This is a genomic window from Aliirhizobium wenxiniae, from assembly GCF_019511445.1.
Taxonomy (GTDB): Bacteria; Pseudomonadota; Alphaproteobacteria; order Rhizobiales; family Rhizobiaceae; genus Neorhizobium; species Neorhizobium wenxiniae_A.
Genome location: NZ_JAEUAN010000021.1, coordinates 41,591 through 59,207 on the forward strand (window position 1 = coordinate 41,591; position 17,617 = coordinate 59,207).

The following is a 17,617-nucleotide window of genomic DNA, read 5'->3' on the forward strand; positions in this document are numbered from 1 at the left end:
TTGAAAGTCATCGGCATCATCAAGGCGGGCGGTAGATGGGCGAGTTTAACGGTGTGGCGGAACGTCGCATCTTCTTCCAAGAAGTGCGAAAGAGCCTGTTTTCCGGTCGGCTGAAACAGCGCGAGGTGAAGGGCCTTGATGCGATTCTTGACGGGTGGGCGGCGCTGCCCGAGGCCGCTCGTAACGCAGCGGGAGGCAATGACGCGCTGGCCTATGTGCTGGCCACCGCCTTTCACGAGACTGCAGCGACGATGCAGCCGGTGCGCGAGACATTGGCGCTGAGCGATGCCGAGGCGATGGTCCGGCTGGAGCGGGCCTTCAGGGTGGGGCGGCTGCCGACGGTGAAGACACCCTATTGGCGGCCGGACGCCGAAGGCCGAACCTGGCTTGGTCGCGGTTTCGTGCAGCTGACGCACCGGCGTAACTATGAGGCGATGTCGGCGCTGACCGGCATCGATCTCGTCTCGAAGCCGGCGCGCGCTATGGAGATGGCGGTTGCCGTCGAGATCCTTGTCTGTGGCATGCGGGAAGGCGCGTTTACCGGGTTCCGGCTCGGCGATTATTTTGCTGCTGGAAAGCCGGACTGGACCGGCGCGCGAAAAATCATCAACGGGACGGATCGGGCGGAGCTTGTGGCCGGATATGCGAGAGCATTCCGCGCGGCTTTGCCGAGGCGCATTGATGCGGATCGGGGTGCGTGTTAGCAGGCATCTGGTTTGAATGAGCTTGCTTGCGGAGTTTCGATGATACGCCATATCGTGTTTTTCACGGCCACGCCCGAAAATCTCGAGGATGTCCGGGCAGGGCTTTCGATGCTGACCGCAAATCCGCATGCATCGCTGCTCGAAATCGGCACCAATGTGAAGACCGACCAATGGGGTACGGATGTCGATTTCGTCGTCTATGGCGAATTCGAGGACGAGGCGGCGCTGGCAGCCTACAAGGCGCATCCGATCTATCAGAAATCGACTGAGACGGTGCGGCCCATCCGCGAAGTGCGGATCGCCGCCGACTATGACGCCGACAAGGCGGTGAAGACGCCGCTCAGATAGGGCGAAGTCCTAACCCAATAAGGGATCATCAGGATGAAATCTCCTTTTCGCCTGCCGTGGTTTTCCACGGGGGAACGCAAAGCCGTGTCTGCGGGTGGGGCAAGTGCTGACCAGCCGGTGAGCGAGGTAAAGATGGCGGCGGGTGTCGCTTCCGCCTTTGCGGTGCTTTCGGGTGAGGGCGCGGCGCATTGGTCCGGCCGTTCCTATGCGGCTCTTTCGAGAACCGGGTTCATGAAAAACCCTGTGGCGCATCGGGCGGTGCGGATGATTGCCGAAGCTGCGGCCGCCGTGCCGTGGCTGGCTTATGACGGGGCGGAAGAAGTGGCCGATCATCCGGCGCTTTTACGGCTCTTGCGGCCGAACGGGCGGCAAGGCGGGCCGGATTTCTTCGAGGCGCTCTACGGGCATCTGCTCTTGTCGGGCAATGCCTATGTCGAGCCGCTCATGATCGGCGGGACTTTGCGGGAGCTGCATCTTTTGCGGCCCGACCGGGTGAGCGTCGTCGAGGGGCGGGACGGCTGGGTGACGGGCTATGATTACCGTGCCGGAGGGGGAACGCGCCGGTTGGCGGCGGAGGCGGAGGACGGGCGGCTTTCGTTGCTGCACCTGAAGCTGTTTCATCCGCTCGATGACCATTCCGGCTTTTCGCCGCTGGTGGCGGCGGGGGCAGCGCTTGATCTCTCCAATGCGGCGGCGGGCTGGAACAAGGCGCTGCTCGACAATTCGGCACGGCCTTCCGGCGCGCTCGTCTATCAGCCCAAGGATGGCGGCAATCTTTCGACGGATCAGTATCAGCGGCTGAAGGAGGAGTTGGAAGCGGGCTATTCCGGTGCGGTGAATGCCGGGCGGCCTCTGCTGCTTGAGGGCGGGCTGGACTGGAAGGCAATGGGGCTTACGCCAAAAGACATGGATTTCATCGAGGCACGCAATGGCGCCGCTCGCGACATTGCGCTGGCGCTTGGCGTGCCGCCGATGCTGATGGGCATTCCCGGCGACAATACCTATGCCAATTATCAGGAGGCCCATCGCGCTTTTTACCGGCTGACCGTGCTGCCGTTGATTGCCCGGACCGCTGCCAGTTTCTCTGTCTGGTTTTCGGAAATCCATGATGGGTTGCGGTTGGAGCCGGATCTTGACCGGATCGCCGGGCTGAGCGCGGAGCGTGAAGCTTTGTGGGCGCGGGTAGGCGCAGCTGCGTTTCTGACCGATGACGAGAAGCGCGAGGCGGTGGGATATTGAGGCCGTGCTCACTCGGGTGTAGTTTGTAATACGCCGTATTACAGATGGAGGCTGCCATGGTTGAGAAGAAGAGTGTCGACAAATCGGCCGAAAAGCCGGTTCTCTCAGATCCGATCACCCTGCGCGTGCCGCAGGACATTCTCGAGGATATCGAGAAGATCGCCGAAACCGCCGATCGCAGCCGCAGCTGGGTGATAGTCAGGGCGCTGAAATATTATCTGATGGCGGAAGGTAACGACGTGCTGCAGATCCGCAAGGGCGAGGAGCAGATCGAGCGTGGCGAGACGGTCGATGCCGAGGAGTTCTTTGCTGAATTGCTGGGTGAAAAGAAGAGTGATGCTGCCTGATGCGGGTCAAGCTCTCGAAGAATGCCAGCCTCTTCCTGCGAAGCGAGCAGCACTATTTGGAGCAGTTCAATCCTCGCGCGGCTGATGCTGTTCTGCGGCAGTTGCGGACAGCGCTGCGCATGTTGGCGGATTACCCCGAGGCTGGAAGCCCGCATGCGACGCTCGAGGGACGAAGACGGTTTGTCTCGGGTGACTACGTTCTAGACTACCGGATCCGCGGAAAGGTTCTGGAGGTCTCGCATATCAGGCACGGGAGGCAACTGCCTCCCGATCTCGACGCTGAAGAAGGAGCGGAAGGGTAGGGCGGTTCGCAGCCAAGACCTTCACTCAACCTCTGAACTTCAAGACTCAATCTCTCAATACGCCCGTTCAAGCGATTCTGAACGTTGACCAATATCGCATTATCGAGTGTGGCAACTTGATACCGCTTCGCACCTGATGCGTGGCGAAGGCGTGCTTCTGCGGCACGGTCTTCGACTTTGGCCGGGCTTTGCCCGCGCCCCCTCTAACCGACAAGGGATTAACAATGGCTGACCTTGGACAGGATCCGGGCGCGATCATCGGTGTCTGGGCGGCGAAGACGGCGGGGGCTTTTGCAGGGGCAGGCGTGTCGCTGATCTATCTTCTGCCCAAAAGCAGGCGTGAGGCGGCGAGCCGGTTTTTGACGGGCGTGACCTGCGGGCTGATCTTTGGCGGGCCGACGGGATTGTGGCTGGTGGAACGGCTGGGGATTTCCGGCATGCTGTCGGGATCTGAGACGATGCTGGCGGGATCGGCGGCGGCGAGCCTTTGCGCCTGGTGGGTGCTGGGGGCGCTGTCGCGTGTGGCGGAGAGATATGCCGGGCGGCGGTGAGTCTTCAGCTGTGGCTGTCGCCACTGCTACCTTCGGTACCGTTATACATGACTGCGTCTTTCAACGCATGATCCGGCCTGTCGAGTGGTTCCGACAGCAGTGGCTTTCGGAGAATGGCCGGCGGATGCAGGGCAAGGCCGAGTGCTCCAGCAATGACGGCCGTGCCTGAGATGAGACCGAGTGCGATAAGCATCAACGTCTGCATGGCGTGCTCCATTCAGGGACCCGTGTCGCCAATATAACGCGCCTTGCGGAAGGCTTCAACGCAGGCCCGACCGAGCCGCGCCGATCGTTCAGTTCAAATCAGGAGACATTCATGCACGCTCACCGCGGGCATCGCGCCCCCATGCGTATTCCTTTGCGCCCGACGGCCCGAAAATTCGCGAATCTGGAACTGGCGGGCATCACCGGTGACGGGACGTTTTCAGGTTATGCCAGTGTGTTCGGCGAGATCGATCTGGGCAAGGACCGGATCGAGCGCGGGGCATTTCTGAACTCGCTTGTCGAGCGCGGCGCGCCTGGCGTGCGGATGCTATATCAGCACGATCCGAACGAGCCGATCGGCGCCTGGAAGACGATCCGCGAGGATACGCGCGGGCTTTATGTCGAAGGTGTTTTGTCGCCCGGTGTCGGGCGGTCGCGCGAAGTGTTTTCGCTGATGAAATCCGGCGCGCTGGACGGATTGTCGATCGGCTTTCGTACCGTCAAGGCGCGCACCGATGCCAAGACCGGCGTGCGGCGCATTCTCGAAGCCGATCTCTGGGAAATTTCCGTCGTGACCTTTCCGATGCTGCCATCGGCACGGGTTTCCGACGTCAAGCATGCCCGGTTTTTTCGCGACCGGGAAACCGAGCTCGTCCGCCAGATGCGGCGGGCGGCGAAGATGATGTGGTCCTCAAGCTTCAAGGGAAGATCGATATGACGGATGAGATGATGAAAGTGGCGCCCGAAGTGAAGGCGGTGCCGGAGACGATGACGGCGGCTTTTGACGAGTTCATGGAGGCCTTCGAGGCCTTCAAGGATGTCAACGACCGCCGGTTGGGCGAGATCGAGCAGAAGCTGACCTCGGATGTCGTGACCCGCGACAAGGTCGATCGCATCAACCGGGCGATGGACGACCAGAAGAAGGTTCTGGACCAGCTGGTGTTGAAGAAGGCACGGCCGCAGCTTGGCTCGGCTCGTGGGGGCGAGATGTCGCCGGAAGCGGTCGAACACAAGGCGGCTTTCGATGCCTATGTTCGCCGCGGCGACGAGGCCGGTCTGCGCGAGCTGGAAGCCAAGGCGATGTCGGCGGGAAGCGGTGCGGATGGCGGTTATCTGGTGCCGGACGAGACCGATACCGAGATTGGGCGTCGGGTTTCCGTCGTCTCGCCGATGCGGGCGCTTTCGACGGTGTGCACCGTCTCGACCGCTGTGCTGAAGAAGCCGTTTGCGACGACGGGTCTTGCCACCGGCTGGGTGGCGGAGACGGCGGCGCGGCCGCAGACCAATGCGCCGCAGCTGGCCGAACTGTCGTTTCCGACGATGGAGCTTTATGCGATGCCGGCGGCGACGCAAGCGCTGCTCGACGATGCGGCGGTCGATATCGAGGCCTGGATCGCCGGCGAGGTGGATATCGTCTTTGCCGAACAGGAGGGCGACGCCTTCATTCGCGGCGATGGCATCAACAAGCCGAAGGGTTTTCTCGACTATGCGGCGGTGGCCGATAGTGCCTGGACCTGGGGCAGTCTAGGTTACATCGCGACCGGGGCGGCAGGCGCCTGGAAATCAGCCGGTCCGTCGGACACGCTTGTCGATGCGGTCTATTCGCTGAAGGCGGGGCATCGGCAGAACGGCACTTTCATGCTGAACCGCAAGGTGCAGGCCGATATCCGCAAATTCAAGGATGCCGACGGCAACTATATGTGGCGTCCGCCGGCATCGGCCGGCCAGCCTGCAACGTTGATGGGCTTTCCGGTGGCGGAAGCGGAAGAAATGCCGGATGTGGCGGCGGGATCGCTGTCTATCGCATTCGGGGATTTCCGCTCGGGTTATCTCGTCGTTGACCGGGCGGGCGTGCGGATCCTGCGCGATCCCTATTCGGCAAAACCCTATGTGCTGTTCTACACCACCAAGCGCGTTGGCGGCGGGGTGCAGAATTTCGAGGCGATCAAGCTGGTGAAGTTTGCGGTGAGCTGACGCGTAGTTCGCCTTCAGGGACCTGAGTGCGGGATACCCCCTCTGCCCTGCCGGGCATCTCCCCCACAAGGGGGGAGATCACACGCTGACAGCCTCTCATGTCCCTTAAACCTCTCGTCCTCTGTCGGTTTCTTGCCGGGTGAGCGCTTGCCTTTATCCGATCTCCCCCCTCGTGGGGGAGATGCCCGGCAGGGCAGAGGGGGGTGGAGGTTCGCGACGCGATTGAACTGAAGTAATCCCAAAAGGATTTTCCAATGACCTATGCCCTGATCGATCCGCCATCGGCGGAACCGTTGACGCTTGCCGAGGTGAAGGCGCATTTGCGGTTGGATGGCGGTGACGAGGATGCGTTGCTGCTGTCGCTGATCAAGACTGCCCGCGAATTTCTGGAAGGCGAGACGGGGCTTTGCCTGATTGCGCAAAGCTGGCGGCTTTATCTCGACCGGTGGCCCAGGGGTGGGGTGATCCCGATCCTCAAGTCGCCGCTGCAAGCGATTCTATCCGTTACGGTTTATGATGCGGCGGGAGCCGCTGTTGATGTTTCGCTTGAGGATCATCTGCTGGATGGCACGGGGCGGCCGGCGCGTCTGTGGTTGCGCGATCCGCCGTCGCCCAGCCGGGCCGTCAACGGTATCGAGATCGATTTTTCCGCCGGTTATGGCGAGGCGGGGACGGATGTGCCCGACACGCTGAAACGGGCGATGCTGATCCATATCAGCCATATGTTCGCCTTTCGCAGCGCAATTTCAGCCGACCAGCAGCCGGCGGGTGTGCCCGATGGGTATGAGCGGCTGATTGCACCGTTCCGGATGCGGAGGCTGTGATGGTCGTGTTCTTCGATCCCGGCCAGATGACGGCGAGGCTTGCCCTGGAAGAGCCGGTGAGCACGCCGGACGGGCAGGGCGGCGCAACCGTGAACTGGACGGAGATTGCCGCCATGTGGGCGAAGATCGAGCCGGTATCGTCGAGCCTTGCGGAATGGGCCGGGGCCGAGACCGGCACGATCTCCCATCGCATCTGGCTGCGGTTTCGCTGGGGCTTGGTCGCCGGGCAGCGTTTGCGCAAGGGCGCGCGGCTGTTTGCGATAAAGCTGGTGCAGGACCCGGATGAAACGGGACGTTACCTCACCTGTCTCTGTGAGGAGGTGGCGATATGAGTGCGGCGAATGCGGTGTTGAGGGCGATCCATCTGCGGCTTTCCGGCGATGCGGGGCTGACGGCTCTGCTTGGGCCGGACGGTATTCGCGATCGTCTTCTGGCGCGGCCGAAATTGCCGGCGATCGTGATAGGCGAGATGGAGACGCGCGATCTTTCCACCGTAGGCGAACCCGGCGAGGAGCATTTTCTCGTACTGGAGGTCTGGTCGGAGGGCGAGGGCAGGCGTCAGGCATTGGAGATTGCGGCCAAGGTGACGTCGCTGCTCGATAATGTGCCGCTGGAACTGGAGGGCGCTGCGCTGGTGAGCCTGTTGCGGGTCGGGATGCGGACGCGGCGGGAGGTGAAGACGAAATACTATCTCGCGGAGATCCGCTTCAGGGCCGTGACGGAGTGACACCGGCCTCGGCTCTGGCTTTGCGAACCAGCGAGATCAGCAAGATGATCGAGACGAGCGCGACCGATGCGAGCGCGATGGCAGCAATGAGCGCGGTGGCGATGCCGGTACGGTCGATCAGCGCGGTGAAGATGATCGGGGCCGCTGCGTTTGCGATGTTCTGGGGCAGCGCAAGGCGGGTCGCCTGGCGTCCATATTCGCGCGGCGAAAACAGCGCCAGCGGCAACAGCGCCCGGGCGACCACGAGTATGCCCGAACCAAAACCGTAAAGCGCGATGAAGGCCCAGAGGCTGAATGTCGACGGCGGCAGGAGAAGCAGGCTGGCAAAGGCGATCAGCATCAGGCTCGAGCCTGCGACCGAGGTGATGAACGGATTGCCGCGCTTGCCGAGCAGCATGTCGACGCCACGGGCGGAAATGCCGAGTACGCCACGGGCGGCGGCAAGCTGCAGGGCGAATTCCGGTGTAGCGCCCGCCTGATGCAGGATTTCGAGCAGCGATGGCGACAGACCGAATGTGACGAAGGAGGCGATCGCGGTTGCCATCGCCACCAGCACGAAAGCCGTTTTTCGGCTGCCGGGTGTGAGCGGAACGGGAGCAAGGTCTGCCGTCGTATCTGTCGCGGCATATTCGATCGGTTTGGGCAGGCAGAAGAGATAGAGCGGCATGCAGACGAAAGCGTGCAGGGCCGCGGCCATAAACAGCGCATTGCGCCAGCCGAACATGTCCGAACACACGCTCAAAAGCGGCCAGAAGATCGTGGCGGACAGGCCGGTAAACAGCATCAGGATGGCGATCGTGCGCTTGCCGTCGATGCCCTCCCGCTCGACCACCGCCGTATAGGCAGGCGCGGATAAAACCATGGCGCCGCCGATGCCGAGAACGATCCAGGACGCGGCATAGGTGAGGATACCGCTGGAGCAGGCGAGGAAAATCAGACCGGTGGCGAAAACCAGGGAGCCGGCCGCCATGACGCGGGCAGCGCCGTAACGGTCGAGAAGCCGGCCGATGAGCGGGCTTGTAAGGGCGCTGACCATCATCATCACCGACAGTCCGGCGAAGACGATCTCGTTCACCAAGCCGAGATCGGGCGCCAGCCTGCGGCCGAGCACGCCGATGGACTCGAATGTCGTTCCCCAGCCGATCAATTGCGTGACGGCGAGGACGCCCACTGTCTGGGCTGAGCGAAGGGAAAAACGCATGGGACGGGACATCGAGGATTGGGCGGGCGGCATTCGGCTTTAGCAGGTCCGGTAGTCCCGGAGAAGTGCCGGTGAAGGGAAGATAAGATCCAATCGGAAGGGATGACGACATGACAGCGCAGAAGGGCAGGGACCTGCTTTTGAAGATCGATGAAGGCGGAACGTTCATGACCGTGGCGGGGCTAAGATCCCGGCGTCTCGCCTTCAATGCCGAGACGGTGGATGTGACCGATGCCGAAAGCGTCGGCCGCTGGCGGGAATTGCTGGGCGGGGCTGGTATCCAGCGTGCATCGCTGACGGGCGCGGGCATATTCAAGGACCAGGCAAGCGACGAGAAGGTGCGCGCCGCGTTCTTTGCCTCGGCCATCCTCGGCTGGCAGGTGATCATTCCGGGTTTCGGCACGATCACCGGGCCGTTCCAGCTGACGGCGCTGGAATATTCGGGCGAGCATAATGGCGAGGTGCGCTTTGAACTGGCGCTGGAATCCGCCGGTGCGCTGGCATTCGAGGTGCTGTGATGGCGGCGGCGGTTATGACATGCGGTCGGGCCAACCGGCGGCGTGGCGAGGTGGAGGCGGTGCTGGACGGCGAGCGCCGCATCCTCTGCCTGACGCTCGGCGCGCTGGCGGAACTGGAGACAGCCTTTGCGGCGGAAGACCTGAACGGGCTGGCCGCGCGCTTTTCTTCCGGCAGGCTGAGGGCCGCCGACATGATCCGCATCATCGGCGCGGGCCTGCGTGGCGGCGGCAACCTTGTCTCGGATGACGAAGTAGCGGGGATGAGCGTCGAGGGCGGGATCGCGATCTATGCCGGCATCGTCGGCGAGCTGCTGACGGCGACTTTTTCCGGGCATGGGGAGGGCGCTGCCGCAAACCCTTGAATGCCGCAGCGGGAGAGGATGCGGGTGATGGCGGGATCGGTGTTTCGGCACCGTTTCCCTGGGATCTCGTCATGCATGTCGGTTTCTCCCTGCTGCGGCTTTCTTCGGAGGATTTCTGGGCGCTGACGCCGGTCGAGTTTTTTCTCATGACCGGTGGTGCAAGGCCGCGTGCGGTGGCGACGGGCAGGGGGGAACTGGAGGAACTGATGCGAGCGTTTCCGGATCGGTGACTGCGGCTTCGAGCGTGTGGCTCACGGAGAACAAAAATGGAAAACGACGATACGGATATCTCCGCAACACTTTCCGGTGCCGAAGCGCTGTCGGATGTGATGGCGGATCTGGAGGCGCGGTCGCAGCGGTTCGGTGCGGCGCTGACCGGTGCGCTGCGATCGGCAACGACCGGCGGCAAGGGGCTTGAAGATGTGCTGCGCGGGCTTGGCAACCGGCTGACGGATATTGCGCTAAGCGCCGGTCTGAAGCCGCTGGAAGGGCTGCTCGGCAATGCCGTCGGCTCGTTGATCGGCTCGGTGACGCCCTTTGCCGATGGCGGGGTGGTGCGGGCGCCGAGCTATTTTCCGATGAGTGGCGGTACGGGGCTGATGGGCGAGGCGGGGCCGGAGGCTATCCTGCCGTCGAAACGCGGCGCGGACGGTTCGCTCGGTGTGGCATCCGCTGGCGGTGGCGGGGCGATGCCGCAAATCGTTTTCAACGTCACGGCAACCGATGCGGCGAGCTTTCGCAAGAGCGAGGGGCAAGTCTCGGCCATGCTGGCGCGCAGTGTCATGCGCGGCAGGCGCGGGCTTTAGAGCGATGTTTCAGGGGGCGACATGAACGGATTTCACGAAGTGCGCTTTCCCTTGCGGGTGGCGCTGGGTTCGAGCGGTGGGCCTGTCAGGCGCACCGATATCGTCAACCTTTCCAACGGGCGGGAGCAGCGCAACCAGCGCTGGCGCGACAGCCGCCGCAGTTACGATGCCGGATCGGGGGTGAGGTCGCTTGCCGATCTTTATGCCGTGCTGGAGTTTTTCGAGGCGCGTCGGGGGCAACTCTACGGGTTTCGGTTTCGGGATCCTGTCGATTGGGCGTCGTGTCCACCGGGCGGAACAGTGGCTGCGACCGACCAGATCATCGGTACCGGTGACGGAGTGACGGCCTCATTCCAACTGGTGAAGACCTACCAGGATGCAGGCGGCGGCTGGACGCGGCGGATTGTCAAACCGGTTCAGGGAACGGTGCTGGTTTCCGTGGATGGCGTTGCCGTTTCGGGCGCGGCCTATTCAGTGGATGCGGCGACCGGGATGGTGAATTTTGCTGCGGGGCATGTGCCGGGATCCGGCGCTTTGATCGAGGCGGGATATGAATTCGACGTTCCTGTGCGCTTCGACATTGACCGGATCGATGTCAATCTCGCGCATTTCGATGCCGGGCGTATTCCCACCATTCCGCTGACGGAGATATTGGCATGAGGACGATCTATCCGGCGCTGAAGGCGCATCTGGGCGGTGAGGCGACGACGACCTGCCATTGCTGGCGGGTGACGCGGCGTGACGGCACGGTGATCGGTTTTACCGATCATGACCGCGATCTTGTGTTCGATGGCACCGCTTTTCTGGCGGCGAGCGGTTTTGCGGCCAGCGACAGCGAACAGGCTACGGGGCTTGGCGCCGGCGCCGACGAGGTGGCGGGCGGGTTTTCGAATGCTGCGATCGACGAGAAGGATCTGGCCACCGGACGCTATGACGGTGCCCGGGTCGAGCTGTTTCTCGTCAACTGGGCCGGGCCGGAGGAGCATATGATGCTCAATATCCGCGAGATCGGTGAGGTGGTGCGCGCGGGAGGACAGTTTCGAGCAGAGCTGCGCAGCCTGGCGCATAGGCTGAACCGGCCGCAGGGCAGGCTCTATAACCGCCGTTGTGATGCGAAACTCGGAGACGGCAGGTGCCGGGTGCCCCTTGCCGGTTTGCGCGGCGAGGGATTGGTTATCGAAATGATCGACCGGAGCAGGCTGCTTGTATCGGGGCTGGCGGGTTTTGCCGAAGGTTTCTTCCGGCTGGGAAGCCTCCTGTTTTCCGGCGGGTTGTCCGCTGAGGTGGAACGGCACGAGAAGCGTGCGGACGGCGTGGCGTTGCTCTCGCTCTGGCTGCCGCTGGAGGAGGATGTCGAGCCCGGGCGGACATTTTCGGTGACGGCGGGTTGCGACAAGACGTTCGGGATGTGTCGGGAGCGCTTTGCTAACCAGGCGAATTTTCGCGGCTTTCCGCATGTGCCGGGGGCGGATTTTGCCTATTCCTATGCGGACGGGGAGCGGGTCCATGACGGCGGCCCGATATTCGAATGAACGGCACGGGCGACCGGATCGTCGCGCTGGCGGAAAGCTGGATCGGCACGCCTTACCGGCATCAGGGCGGGACGAAGGGCATAGGCTGTGATTGCATCGGGCTTATCCGGGGTATCTGGCGCGAGCTTTATGGCGAGGAGCCGGAAGCCGTTCCGGCCTATGCGCCGGATTGGGCGGAGCGCAGCGGTGAGGACCGGCTGATCGAGGCCGGGCAGCGTTTGTTCGGGCCGGCCCTGCCGATTGGCGAAGCCGAACCGGGTGATCTTCTGCTGTTTCGCTGGAGGCCCGATTATGCGGCCAAGCATGCCGGCATTCTGGCGGGGCCGGCGCATTTCATTCACGCCTACGAACAGGCGGCGGTGACGCGCTCGGCGCTGGTACCTTCTTGGCAAAGGCGGATCACTGCCGTGCATCGGTTTCCGGTAACCCGGATTGATTGAAAACGGCGGCGGACTGGCGTATAGTGCCGGAGTGGTGAGCGGGGGTGCAACCCCGCCCACCGTGGACTTACTTGTTGAGATGGATCCGGACGGCTATTGACCAGCCCGTCCGGGTCACCCTCCAGGTAAGCATAATGCTAATCGGCCGAAGCTTCATAACTTTACCTCCAGGTTCGAAAGCAGGGCTCCTGCTGAAGTCGGTGTAGCCTGTCTTCACCGATGCGCCGGGCTGGCCCGGCGCGTGCTGCTTTTGCTTCCAAACACCCACACGCTATCACAATTTTTGCGCGCATCCAGTCGTGACGGCTGCTGCGTGAGGAGAGACTATGGCCACTCTTCTTTTTCAGGCGGCAGGCGCTGCACTTGGTGGCGTCTTCGGGCCGATCGGGGCGATTGTCGGGCGCGCAATCGGCGCTTTGGCCGGCAGTGTTGTCGATCGCTCGTTGATCAACGGAAGCCGGACGATTTCGGGCGCAAGGCTCGGTACGGCGCGGATTCCGGGGGCTGATGAGGGCACCGCGATCAACCGGCTTTACGGAACGGCGCGGATCGGCGGGACGCTGATCTGGGCGACGCGTTTCGAGGAGGAAGTGACGCGGGAACGCACCGGCGGCAAGGCGACCGGGCCGCGGGTCGAGACGTTTCGTTACTTCGCCAATTTCGCCATCGGGTTGTGTGAGGGGCCGATCGCTTCGGTGAGACGCGTCTGGGCCGATGGCCGCGAGATCGACCTGACGGCGATCGAGATGCGTGTCTATCGCGGCAACGAGGAGCAATTGCCCGATCCGCTGATCGAGGCGAAACAGGGCGAGGGGATGGCACCGGCCTATCGCGGACTTGCCTATGTCGTCTTCGAGCGGCTGCCGCTCGATGTTTTCGGCAATCGTATTCCGCTTCTGCAGTTCGAGGTGCTGCGGCCTGTCGGCAAGCTGGAGACGCAGATAAGGGCGGTGACGATCATTCCGGGGGCAACCGAGCATGGATATCAGACCGTCCAGGTGACGGAGAAGACCGGCGAGGGCAGCGGCCGGATCATCAACCGGCACACGACGGCGGCGCTGACCGACTGGCAGGCTTCGATCGATGAGTTGCAGGCGCTTTGCCCGAACCTCGAAAGTGTCGCGCTGGTCGTGTCGTGGTTCGGCACGGACCTGCGTGCCGGGCATTGCCGGATCGTGCCGGGTGTCGAGGTGGAGGTGCGGCGGGACGAGAGCGATCCGTGGTCGGTGGCGGGGATTGCGCGAGGCGAGGCGTATCTTGTCAGCCGCAAGGATGGTTCGCCCGCCTATGGTGGCACCCCGAGCGACGGAAGCGTCCGGGCGGCGATTGCGGATCTCAAGGCGCGTGGGCTGAAGGTCTATCTTTATCCGTTCTTGATGATGGATGTCCCGCAAGGCAATGGTCTTGCCGATTCCTATGGCGGCAGCGAACAGGCGGCTTATCCTTGGCGTGGCAGGATTACTTGCGATCCGGCACCCGGGCGGGCGGGAACCGCAGACAGGACCGCCGCGGCGCGGCAGCAGATCGACGCATTCAGCGGCGGGGCGGAAGGGTACCGCCGCATGGTTATGCACTATGCGGACTTCGTCGGCGAGGCAGGCGGTGTGGATGGTTTCGTCATCAGGTCGGAACTGCGTGGGCTGACGCAATTGCGCGACGAAGCGGATCGGTTTCCCTTCGTCGAGGAACTGGTTGACCTTGCCGGGGATGTGAGGGCGAAAGTCGGGCCGCAGACGAAGGTCACCTATGGGGCCGACTGGAGCGAGTATTTCGGCTATCACCCGCAGGACGGTTCGGGAGACGTGTTTTTCCATCTCGACCCGCTCTGGGCGTCGCCCCATATCGATGCGGTCGGCATCGACAATTACATGCCGCTCTCCGACTGGCGTGAGGATGACCTGATGGAGGTCAATCCAGATGGTTTTGCCGGGCGTGACGATGCGGAGGGGATGGTTGGGCAGATTTCGGCCGGTGAAGGGTATGACTGGTTTTATGCCAGCGAGGCGGACCGACAGAAACGCCTTCGCTCATCCATCACTGACGGGCTTGCGGGCAAGCCCTGGGTGTTTCGCTACAAGGATATCCGTGGCTGGTGGTCGAACCGGCATTTCGAACGGGTAGGCGGTGCGGAGCGGCTGACGTCGAGTGACTGGGTTCCGGGCATGAAGCCTGTCTGGTTTACGGAACTGGGCTGCCCGGCGGTGGACAAGGGCGCCAATCAGCCGAATGTCTTCGTCGATCCGAAATCGGCGGAAAGCGGTCTTCCCTATTTTTCGTCGGGCGGAAGAGCGGACAGCCAGCAGCGGCGTTTTCTTGAGGCGCATCACGGATATTGGCAAGGAAGTGCCGCGCCGGAAGGCATGGTCGAGCCGGGCCATATCTTCGTCTGGACCTGGGATGCGCGACCGCAGCCCGCCTTTCCGGATGATCTTTCGATCTGGAGCGACGGCAGCAACTGGCGGGCAGGGCATTGGCTGAATGGGCGCCTGGGCGGCACCACGCTTGCCGATGCGATTGCGGCGATCCTGACCGATCACGGCATAGAGGATTTCGACGTCTCGGCGGTGAGCGGGGACCTTACAGGTTATGTACAAGCCGAGCTGACCTCGGCGCGCGCCTTGATCGAGCCGTTAATGGAGGCGTTTCAGATCGATGCTGTTGAGGATGCAGGCCGGATCCGGTTTCGCTCCCGGCTGGGTGCAGGCCTCGATTCGCATGAAATTGCAGTTCTGGCCGATATCGAAGATGAACCGTTCTGGTCGGAAACCCGCGGGCATGACAGTGACTTTCCGTCCGAGGCGGTGCTGAGTTTCTACAATCCGGTTCTCGATTATGAGCAGGCAGTCGTGCGCTCGCGCCCGGTCGGATCGGAAAGCCGGCATGTGCTGGGTTACGATCTGCCAGCCACGCTTGGCGAGGAGACGGCGCTTGGTGCGGTGGAGGCGGCACTTCGGGCGAACCGTATTGCCAGGCGGACCCTGAATTTCGCGATCTCGCCGGCCGAGCAGGCAATCGAAACCGGTGACGCGATAAGGCTGCTCGGTGGCCCGGATGGGACATTCGTGGTTGAACGTATCGAGGAGGGGACGGTGCGCCGGATCGAGGCGCGACATCATCTGGCGCTTCCGCCGTCCGGGGCGCATGTGACGACCGGTCGGGGTAGTGCGGGGGGCGGTGGCGTTTCCGATGCTTTTCAACCCCTCCTGCATTTCATGGACCTGCCGCGGCTGACGGATGCTGCACCAGAAAACTTTGCCTGTGTTGCCGCGTATTGCCGGCCATGGCGGCGTATGGTGATCTCGTCTTCCGCCACGAGCGAAGGATACCGCACGCGCGTGACGCTTGACCGTCCGGCAAGACTGGGGGCGCTGTCATCGCCGCTCTCGGCTGGTGCACTGGGCCGATTTGACCATGCAAATGTGCTGGAGCTGGATCTTCATTTCGGTGGACTGGCAGCGTTCGATAAGCTCGCGGTGCTTTCCGGTGAAAACCGGATTGCCGTCAGGGCCCAAAATGGCCTGTGGGAAATCATCGGCTTTCTGTCTGCGGAGGAAATAGCACCAAAACGCTGGAGGCTGACAGGCCTTTTGCGGGGTCTTGCCGGGTCGCAGGATGCGATGGCGGTTGGGGCCTTGGCCGGCAGTTCGTGTGTCGTACTGGACGAGGCGCTTGTGCCGCTTGGGCTGGGGAGTGAGGAACGCGGGCGGTCGCTCAACTGGCTAGCCGAGAGCCTCGGAGCCAGCGGCGGCAGAGCCGGCCCGTTTGTCTTTGCCGGTGGGGAGCGGGCTGAGACGCCTCTGGCTCCGGTTCATCTGAGGGCTGAACGAACCGGAAATGGTGACATCGCGATCGGCTGGACGAGATGCGGTCGGATCGACGCCGATGGCTGGGAAGCGTCTGACATCCCGATGGACGAACCACAGGAGCGCTACCGCGTCGATCTGATGGCGGGTGGCGGTGTGGTGAGGAGCATCGAGGTGACCGAGCCTTCCTGGCTTTATCCTGTAGCCGATGAGCTTGCCGATTTCGGCGGACGGCAGACGGTGATCGATTTTGCCGTTCGTCAGCTCGGGCGAGCCGTTCCGCTGGGTATTCCGGCACGATCGCTGATCAATCTTTGATAACAAGGAGATGAACACATGGATGTGATGAAGAACTGGTACCAGTCGAAGACGATCTGGGGTGCTCTGATCGCAGTCGCGGCCTCCGCGCTGCAGCTGGCTGGCCTTGAAATCGGGGCTCAGGACCAGGCGGAACTGGCTGATATCGCCGTTACGCTGACCGGGGCAGTCGGCGGCCTTTTGGCGCTCTATGGACGCCTCGTCGCCACCGGATCCATCGGTGGAAAAGCCCCCTCCGGGGCTTCCTGAAGGCGAGCATTACAGAGCATTCATTTGCCATTCAGCCGTCATTCGATACATAATCCATAACATGCTTTGGACATGACCTTTCGTCGGTTGAGTGGAAACAGGTACACATGGCGCGACTGCCGATCATCGCGATTTTGGCCGCCGGCACTGCATTCGCAGCATTGCCCGGGGCGTCTGCGACCGCACAGAGCAGCGCCCAGAACTATGTCGTTCTGGTCGCCGGTGACTGCGGCACAGCCGCATCGCGCGTCGTTCGTGATACGGGTGGACAGCTTCTGTCCGCCCAACCGTCTTCCGATGGCCAGACCTGCATTGTCACCGTGCTCGTACAGGGCAATGGCAGCGAACGGCCGCGCAAGGTCACCGTCCGGGTGCCGATGTAGCCAAGTAAACTAGCCATCAGCGCCTTTTGGGTACCGAAACCGGATGCGGTTTTCGGCTTGATGCGCTAGATACTTGCAAGGTTTTATGCAGGGGACGGTTCATGCGCATTCTCGTGGTCGAAGACGACGTCAATCTCAATCGCCAGCTTTCGGATGCTCTGAAGGAATCCGGCTATGTCGTCGATACCGCTTTCGATGGTGAAGAGGGCCATTTCCTCGGTGATACGGAACCCTATGATGCGGTGATCCTCGATATCGGCCTGCCCGAAATGGACGGCATTACTGTCGTGGAAAAATGGCGCTCGAACGGCAAGGGTATGCCCGTGCTGATGCTGACTGCCCGTGACCGCTGGAGCGACAAGGTGGCCGGTATCGATGCCGGTGCCGACGACTATGTGGCAAAGCCGTTCCATGTCGAGGAAGTGCTGGCGCGGGTGCGCGCTCTGATCCGCCGCGCGGCCGGTCATTCCTCTTCCGAAATCGTCTGCGGACCGGTGCGTCTCGACACCAAGGCATCGAAGGCAACGGTCGATGGGGTGACCTTGAAGCTGACCTCCCACGAATTCCGGCTTTTGTCCTATCTGATGCATCACATGGGCACGGTCGTGTCGCGCACGGAGCTGGTCGAACATATGTATGATCAGGATTTCGATCGCGATTCCAATACGATCGAAGTGTTTGTCGGCCGCCTGCGCAAGAAGATCGGGGTCGATCTGATCGAGACCGTGCGCGGACTTGGCTACCGGATGCAAGCTCCGGCCGATGCCCAATAGTCTCCCCAAACA

The 17,617-nt window shown here is 62.5% G+C and carries 24 protein-coding genes; 22 read left to right on the forward strand and 2 right to left on the reverse strand.

The features are described from left to right. Nucleotides 1–35 precede the first annotated feature (35 nt). From JNB91_RS22810 to JNB91_RS22835, 6 genes are all read left to right on the forward strand, one after another. Nucleotides 36–704, forward strand: coding sequence for a lysozyme family protein (locus tag JNB91_RS22810; protein WP_220327780.1), 669 nt, complete (start codon nucleotides 36–38; stop codon nucleotides 702–704). 39 nt (nucleotides 705–743) lie between these two features. Continuing rightward, entirely contained in the window at nucleotides 744–1,052 is a 309-nt protein-coding gene (locus JNB91_RS22815) for a Dabb family protein (protein ID WP_220327781.1), read from the forward strand. A gap of 33 nt (nucleotides 1,053–1,085) precedes the next feature. After that, nucleotides 1,086–2,291 (forward strand): phage portal protein, encoded by a 1,206-nt coding sequence (locus JNB91_RS22820; protein ID WP_220327782.1) that lies wholly within the window; start codon nucleotides 1,086–1,088, stop codon nucleotides 2,289–2,291. 56 nt (nucleotides 2,292–2,347) lie between these two features. Continuing rightward, the gene (locus JNB91_RS22825) at nucleotides 2,348–2,638 is read left to right on the forward strand and encodes a CopG family ribbon-helix-helix protein (RefSeq protein WP_220327783.1); all 291 of its coding nucleotides are present in this window, start codon (nucleotides 2,348–2,350) and stop codon (nucleotides 2,636–2,638) included. Further along, nucleotides 2,638–2,940, forward strand: coding sequence for a type II toxin-antitoxin system RelE/ParE family toxin (locus tag JNB91_RS22830; RefSeq protein ID WP_220327784.1), 303 nt, complete (start codon nucleotides 2,638–2,640; stop codon nucleotides 2,938–2,940). Before JNB91_RS22825 ends, JNB91_RS22830 begins: the two co-directional genes overlap by 1 nt. Before the next feature lie 224 nt (nucleotides 2,941–3,164). Continuing rightward, on the forward strand, nucleotides 3,165–3,491 hold the full coding sequence (locus JNB91_RS22835) for a DUF6107 family protein (protein ID WP_220327785.1): 327 nt from the start codon (nucleotides 3,165–3,167) through the stop codon (nucleotides 3,489–3,491). A gap of 4 nt (nucleotides 3,492–3,495) precedes the next feature. On the opposite strand, the gene JNB91_RS22840 is transcribed toward JNB91_RS22835, so the two are convergent. After that, entirely contained in the window at nucleotides 3,496–3,696 is a 201-nt protein-coding gene (locus tag JNB91_RS22840; protein WP_220327786.1) for a hypothetical protein, read from the reverse strand. 111 nt (nucleotides 3,697–3,807) lie between these two features. Here JNB91_RS22840 and JNB91_RS22845 point away from each other — a divergent pair, with 111 nt between their 5' ends. The 5 genes from JNB91_RS22845 (at nucleotide 3,808) to JNB91_RS22865 (ending at nucleotide 7,220) form a co-directional block, all read left to right on the forward strand. After that, nucleotides 3,808–4,413 carry an HK97 family phage prohead protease gene (locus JNB91_RS22845; protein WP_220327787.1) on the forward strand — a complete coding sequence of 202 codons (606 nt, stop codon included), beginning with the start codon at nucleotides 3,808–3,810 and terminating at the stop codon, nucleotides 4,411–4,413. Further along, entirely contained in the window at nucleotides 4,410–5,669 is a 1,260-nt protein-coding gene (locus JNB91_RS22850) for a phage major capsid protein (RefSeq protein ID WP_220327788.1), read from the forward strand. Before JNB91_RS22845 ends, JNB91_RS22850 begins: the two co-directional genes overlap by 4 nt. A 254-nt stretch (nucleotides 5,670–5,923) precedes the next feature. Next, a complete protein-coding gene (locus tag JNB91_RS22855; protein ID WP_220327789.1) occupies nucleotides 5,924–6,493 on the forward strand; it encodes a head-tail connector protein in 570 nt (189 codons plus the stop codon). Further along, nucleotides 6,490–6,825, forward strand: coding sequence for a phage head closure protein (locus JNB91_RS22860; protein WP_220327790.1), 336 nt, complete (start codon nucleotides 6,490–6,492; stop codon nucleotides 6,823–6,825). The genes JNB91_RS22855 and JNB91_RS22860 overlap by 4 nt, the downstream gene beginning before the upstream one ends. After that, entirely contained in the window at nucleotides 6,822–7,220 is a 399-nt protein-coding gene (locus JNB91_RS22865; RefSeq protein WP_220327791.1) for a DUF3168 domain-containing protein, read from the forward strand. Before JNB91_RS22860 ends, JNB91_RS22865 begins: the two co-directional genes overlap by 4 nt. On the opposite strand, the gene JNB91_RS22870 is transcribed toward JNB91_RS22865, so the two are convergent. Next, complete coding sequence (locus JNB91_RS22870) at nucleotides 7,201–8,433, reverse strand: MFS transporter (RefSeq protein WP_220327792.1); 1,233 nt, start codon at nucleotides 8,431–8,433, stop codon at nucleotides 7,201–7,203. The two genes, JNB91_RS22865 and JNB91_RS22870, sit on opposite strands and share 20 nt — an antisense overlap. Before the next feature lie 98 nt (nucleotides 8,434–8,531). Here JNB91_RS22870 and JNB91_RS22875 point away from each other — a divergent pair, with 98 nt between their 5' ends. From JNB91_RS22875 to JNB91_RS22925, 11 genes are all read left to right on the forward strand, one after another. Further along, a complete protein-coding gene (locus tag JNB91_RS22875; protein WP_220327793.1) occupies nucleotides 8,532–8,939 on the forward strand; it encodes a phage major tail protein, TP901-1 family in 408 nt (135 codons plus the stop codon). 14 nt (nucleotides 8,940–8,953) lie between these two features. Then, the gene (locus JNB91_RS22880; RefSeq protein WP_220327794.1) at nucleotides 8,954–9,301 is read left to right on the forward strand and encodes a gene transfer agent family protein; all 348 of its coding nucleotides are present in this window, start codon (nucleotides 8,954–8,956) and stop codon (nucleotides 9,299–9,301) included. Continuing rightward, complete coding sequence (locus JNB91_RS22885) at nucleotides 9,298–9,531, forward strand: rcc01693 family protein (protein WP_220327795.1); 234 nt, start codon at nucleotides 9,298–9,300, stop codon at nucleotides 9,529–9,531. Before JNB91_RS22880 ends, JNB91_RS22885 begins: the two co-directional genes overlap by 4 nt. Before the next feature lie 36 nt (nucleotides 9,532–9,567). Beyond that, nucleotides 9,568–10,107, forward strand: a complete 540-nt coding sequence (locus JNB91_RS22890) for a phage tail tape measure protein (protein ID WP_220327796.1) — start codon at nucleotides 9,568–9,570, stop codon at nucleotides 10,105–10,107. Between the two features lie 21 nt (nucleotides 10,108–10,128). Beyond that, entirely contained in the window at nucleotides 10,129–10,767 is a 639-nt protein-coding gene (locus JNB91_RS22895) for a DUF2460 domain-containing protein (protein ID WP_220327797.1), read from the forward strand. Next, nucleotides 10,764–11,639 (forward strand): DUF2163 domain-containing protein, encoded by an 876-nt coding sequence (locus tag JNB91_RS22900; protein WP_220327798.1) that lies wholly within the window; start codon nucleotides 10,764–10,766, stop codon nucleotides 11,637–11,639. Before JNB91_RS22895 ends, JNB91_RS22900 begins: the two co-directional genes overlap by 4 nt. Then, nucleotides 11,636–12,079 (forward strand): NlpC/P60 family protein, encoded by a 444-nt coding sequence (locus JNB91_RS22905; protein WP_220327799.1) that lies wholly within the window; start codon nucleotides 11,636–11,638, stop codon nucleotides 12,077–12,079. Before JNB91_RS22900 ends, JNB91_RS22905 begins: the two co-directional genes overlap by 4 nt. A gap of 326 nt (nucleotides 12,080–12,405) precedes the next feature. Next, complete coding sequence (locus JNB91_RS22910) at nucleotides 12,406–16,200, forward strand: baseplate multidomain protein megatron (protein ID WP_220327800.1); 3,795 nt, start codon at nucleotides 12,406–12,408, stop codon at nucleotides 16,198–16,200. 18 nt (nucleotides 16,201–16,218) lie between these two features. Beyond that, nucleotides 16,219–16,449 (forward strand): hypothetical protein, encoded by a 231-nt coding sequence (locus JNB91_RS22915; RefSeq protein ID WP_220327801.1) that lies wholly within the window; start codon nucleotides 16,219–16,221, stop codon nucleotides 16,447–16,449. A 107-nt stretch (nucleotides 16,450–16,556) separates the two neighbouring features. Next, entirely contained in the window at nucleotides 16,557–16,832 is a 276-nt protein-coding gene (locus JNB91_RS22920) for a hypothetical protein (RefSeq protein ID WP_220327802.1), read from the forward strand. A 101-nt stretch (nucleotides 16,833–16,933) separates the two neighbouring features. Beyond that, on the forward strand, nucleotides 16,934–17,605 hold the full coding sequence (locus tag JNB91_RS22925) for a response regulator transcription factor (RefSeq protein ID WP_139673761.1): 672 nt from the start codon (nucleotides 16,934–16,936) through the stop codon (nucleotides 17,603–17,605). The last annotated feature ends 12 nt before the right edge of the window (nucleotides 17,606–17,617 follow it).

Coding starts and splice junctions, on each gene's coding strand:
- JNB91_RS22865 (WP_220327791.1), top strand. CDS start 6,822: ATGAGTGCGGCGAATGCGGTGTTGAGGGCGATCCATCTGCGGCTTTCC.
- JNB91_RS22900 (WP_220327798.1), top strand. CDS start 10,764: ATGAGGACGATCTATCCGGCGCTGAAGGCGCATCTGGGCGGTGAGGCG.
- JNB91_RS22820 (WP_220327782.1), top strand. CDS start 1,086: ATGAAATCTCCTTTTCGCCTGCCGTGGTTTTCCACGGGGGAACGCAAA.
- JNB91_RS22835 (WP_220327785.1), top strand. CDS start 3,165: ATGGCTGACCTTGGACAGGATCCGGGCGCGATCATCGGTGTCTGGGCG.
- JNB91_RS22825 (WP_220327783.1), top strand. CDS start 2,348: ATGGTTGAGAAGAAGAGTGTCGACAAATCGGCCGAAAAGCCGGTTCTC.
- JNB91_RS22855 (WP_220327789.1), top strand. CDS start 5,924: ATGACCTATGCCCTGATCGATCCGCCATCGGCGGAACCGTTGACGCTT.
- JNB91_RS22880 (WP_220327794.1), top strand. CDS start 8,954: ATGACATGCGGTCGGGCCAACCGGCGGCGTGGCGAGGTGGAGGCGGTG.
- JNB91_RS22890 (WP_220327796.1), top strand. CDS start 9,568: ATGGAAAACGACGATACGGATATCTCCGCAACACTTTCCGGTGCCGAA.
- JNB91_RS22925 (WP_139673761.1), top strand. CDS start 16,934: ATGCGCATTCTCGTGGTCGAAGACGACGTCAATCTCAATCGCCAGCTT.
- JNB91_RS22875 (WP_220327793.1), top strand. CDS start 8,532: ATGACAGCGCAGAAGGGCAGGGACCTGCTTTTGAAGATCGATGAAGGC.
- JNB91_RS22830 (WP_220327784.1), top strand. CDS start 2,638: ATGCGGGTCAAGCTCTCGAAGAATGCCAGCCTCTTCCTGCGAAGCGAG.
- JNB91_RS22845 (WP_220327787.1), top strand. CDS start 3,808: ATGCACGCTCACCGCGGGCATCGCGCCCCCATGCGTATTCCTTTGCGC.
- JNB91_RS22870 (WP_220327792.1), bottom strand. CDS start 8,433: ATGTCCCGTCCCATGCGTTTTTCCCTTCGCTCAGCCCAGACAGTGGGC.
- JNB91_RS22840 (WP_220327786.1), bottom strand. CDS start 3,696: ATGCAGACGTTGATGCTTATCGCACTCGGTCTCATCTCAGGCACGGCC.
- JNB91_RS22850 (WP_220327788.1), top strand. CDS start 4,410: ATGACGGATGAGATGATGAAAGTGGCGCCCGAAGTGAAGGCGGTGCCG.
- JNB91_RS22895 (WP_220327797.1), top strand. CDS start 10,129: ATGAACGGATTTCACGAAGTGCGCTTTCCCTTGCGGGTGGCGCTGGGT.
- JNB91_RS22810 (WP_220327780.1), top strand. CDS start 36: ATGGGCGAGTTTAACGGTGTGGCGGAACGTCGCATCTTCTTCCAAGAA.
- JNB91_RS22815 (WP_220327781.1), top strand. CDS start 744: ATGATACGCCATATCGTGTTTTTCACGGCCACGCCCGAAAATCTCGAG.
- JNB91_RS22915 (WP_220327801.1), top strand. CDS start 16,219: ATGGATGTGATGAAGAACTGGTACCAGTCGAAGACGATCTGGGGTGCT.
- JNB91_RS22910 (WP_220327800.1), top strand. CDS start 12,406: ATGGCCACTCTTCTTTTTCAGGCGGCAGGCGCTGCACTTGGTGGCGTC.
- JNB91_RS22920 (WP_220327802.1), top strand. CDS start 16,557: ATGGCGCGACTGCCGATCATCGCGATTTTGGCCGCCGGCACTGCATTC.
- JNB91_RS22905 (WP_220327799.1), top strand. CDS start 11,636: ATGAACGGCACGGGCGACCGGATCGTCGCGCTGGCGGAAAGCTGGATC.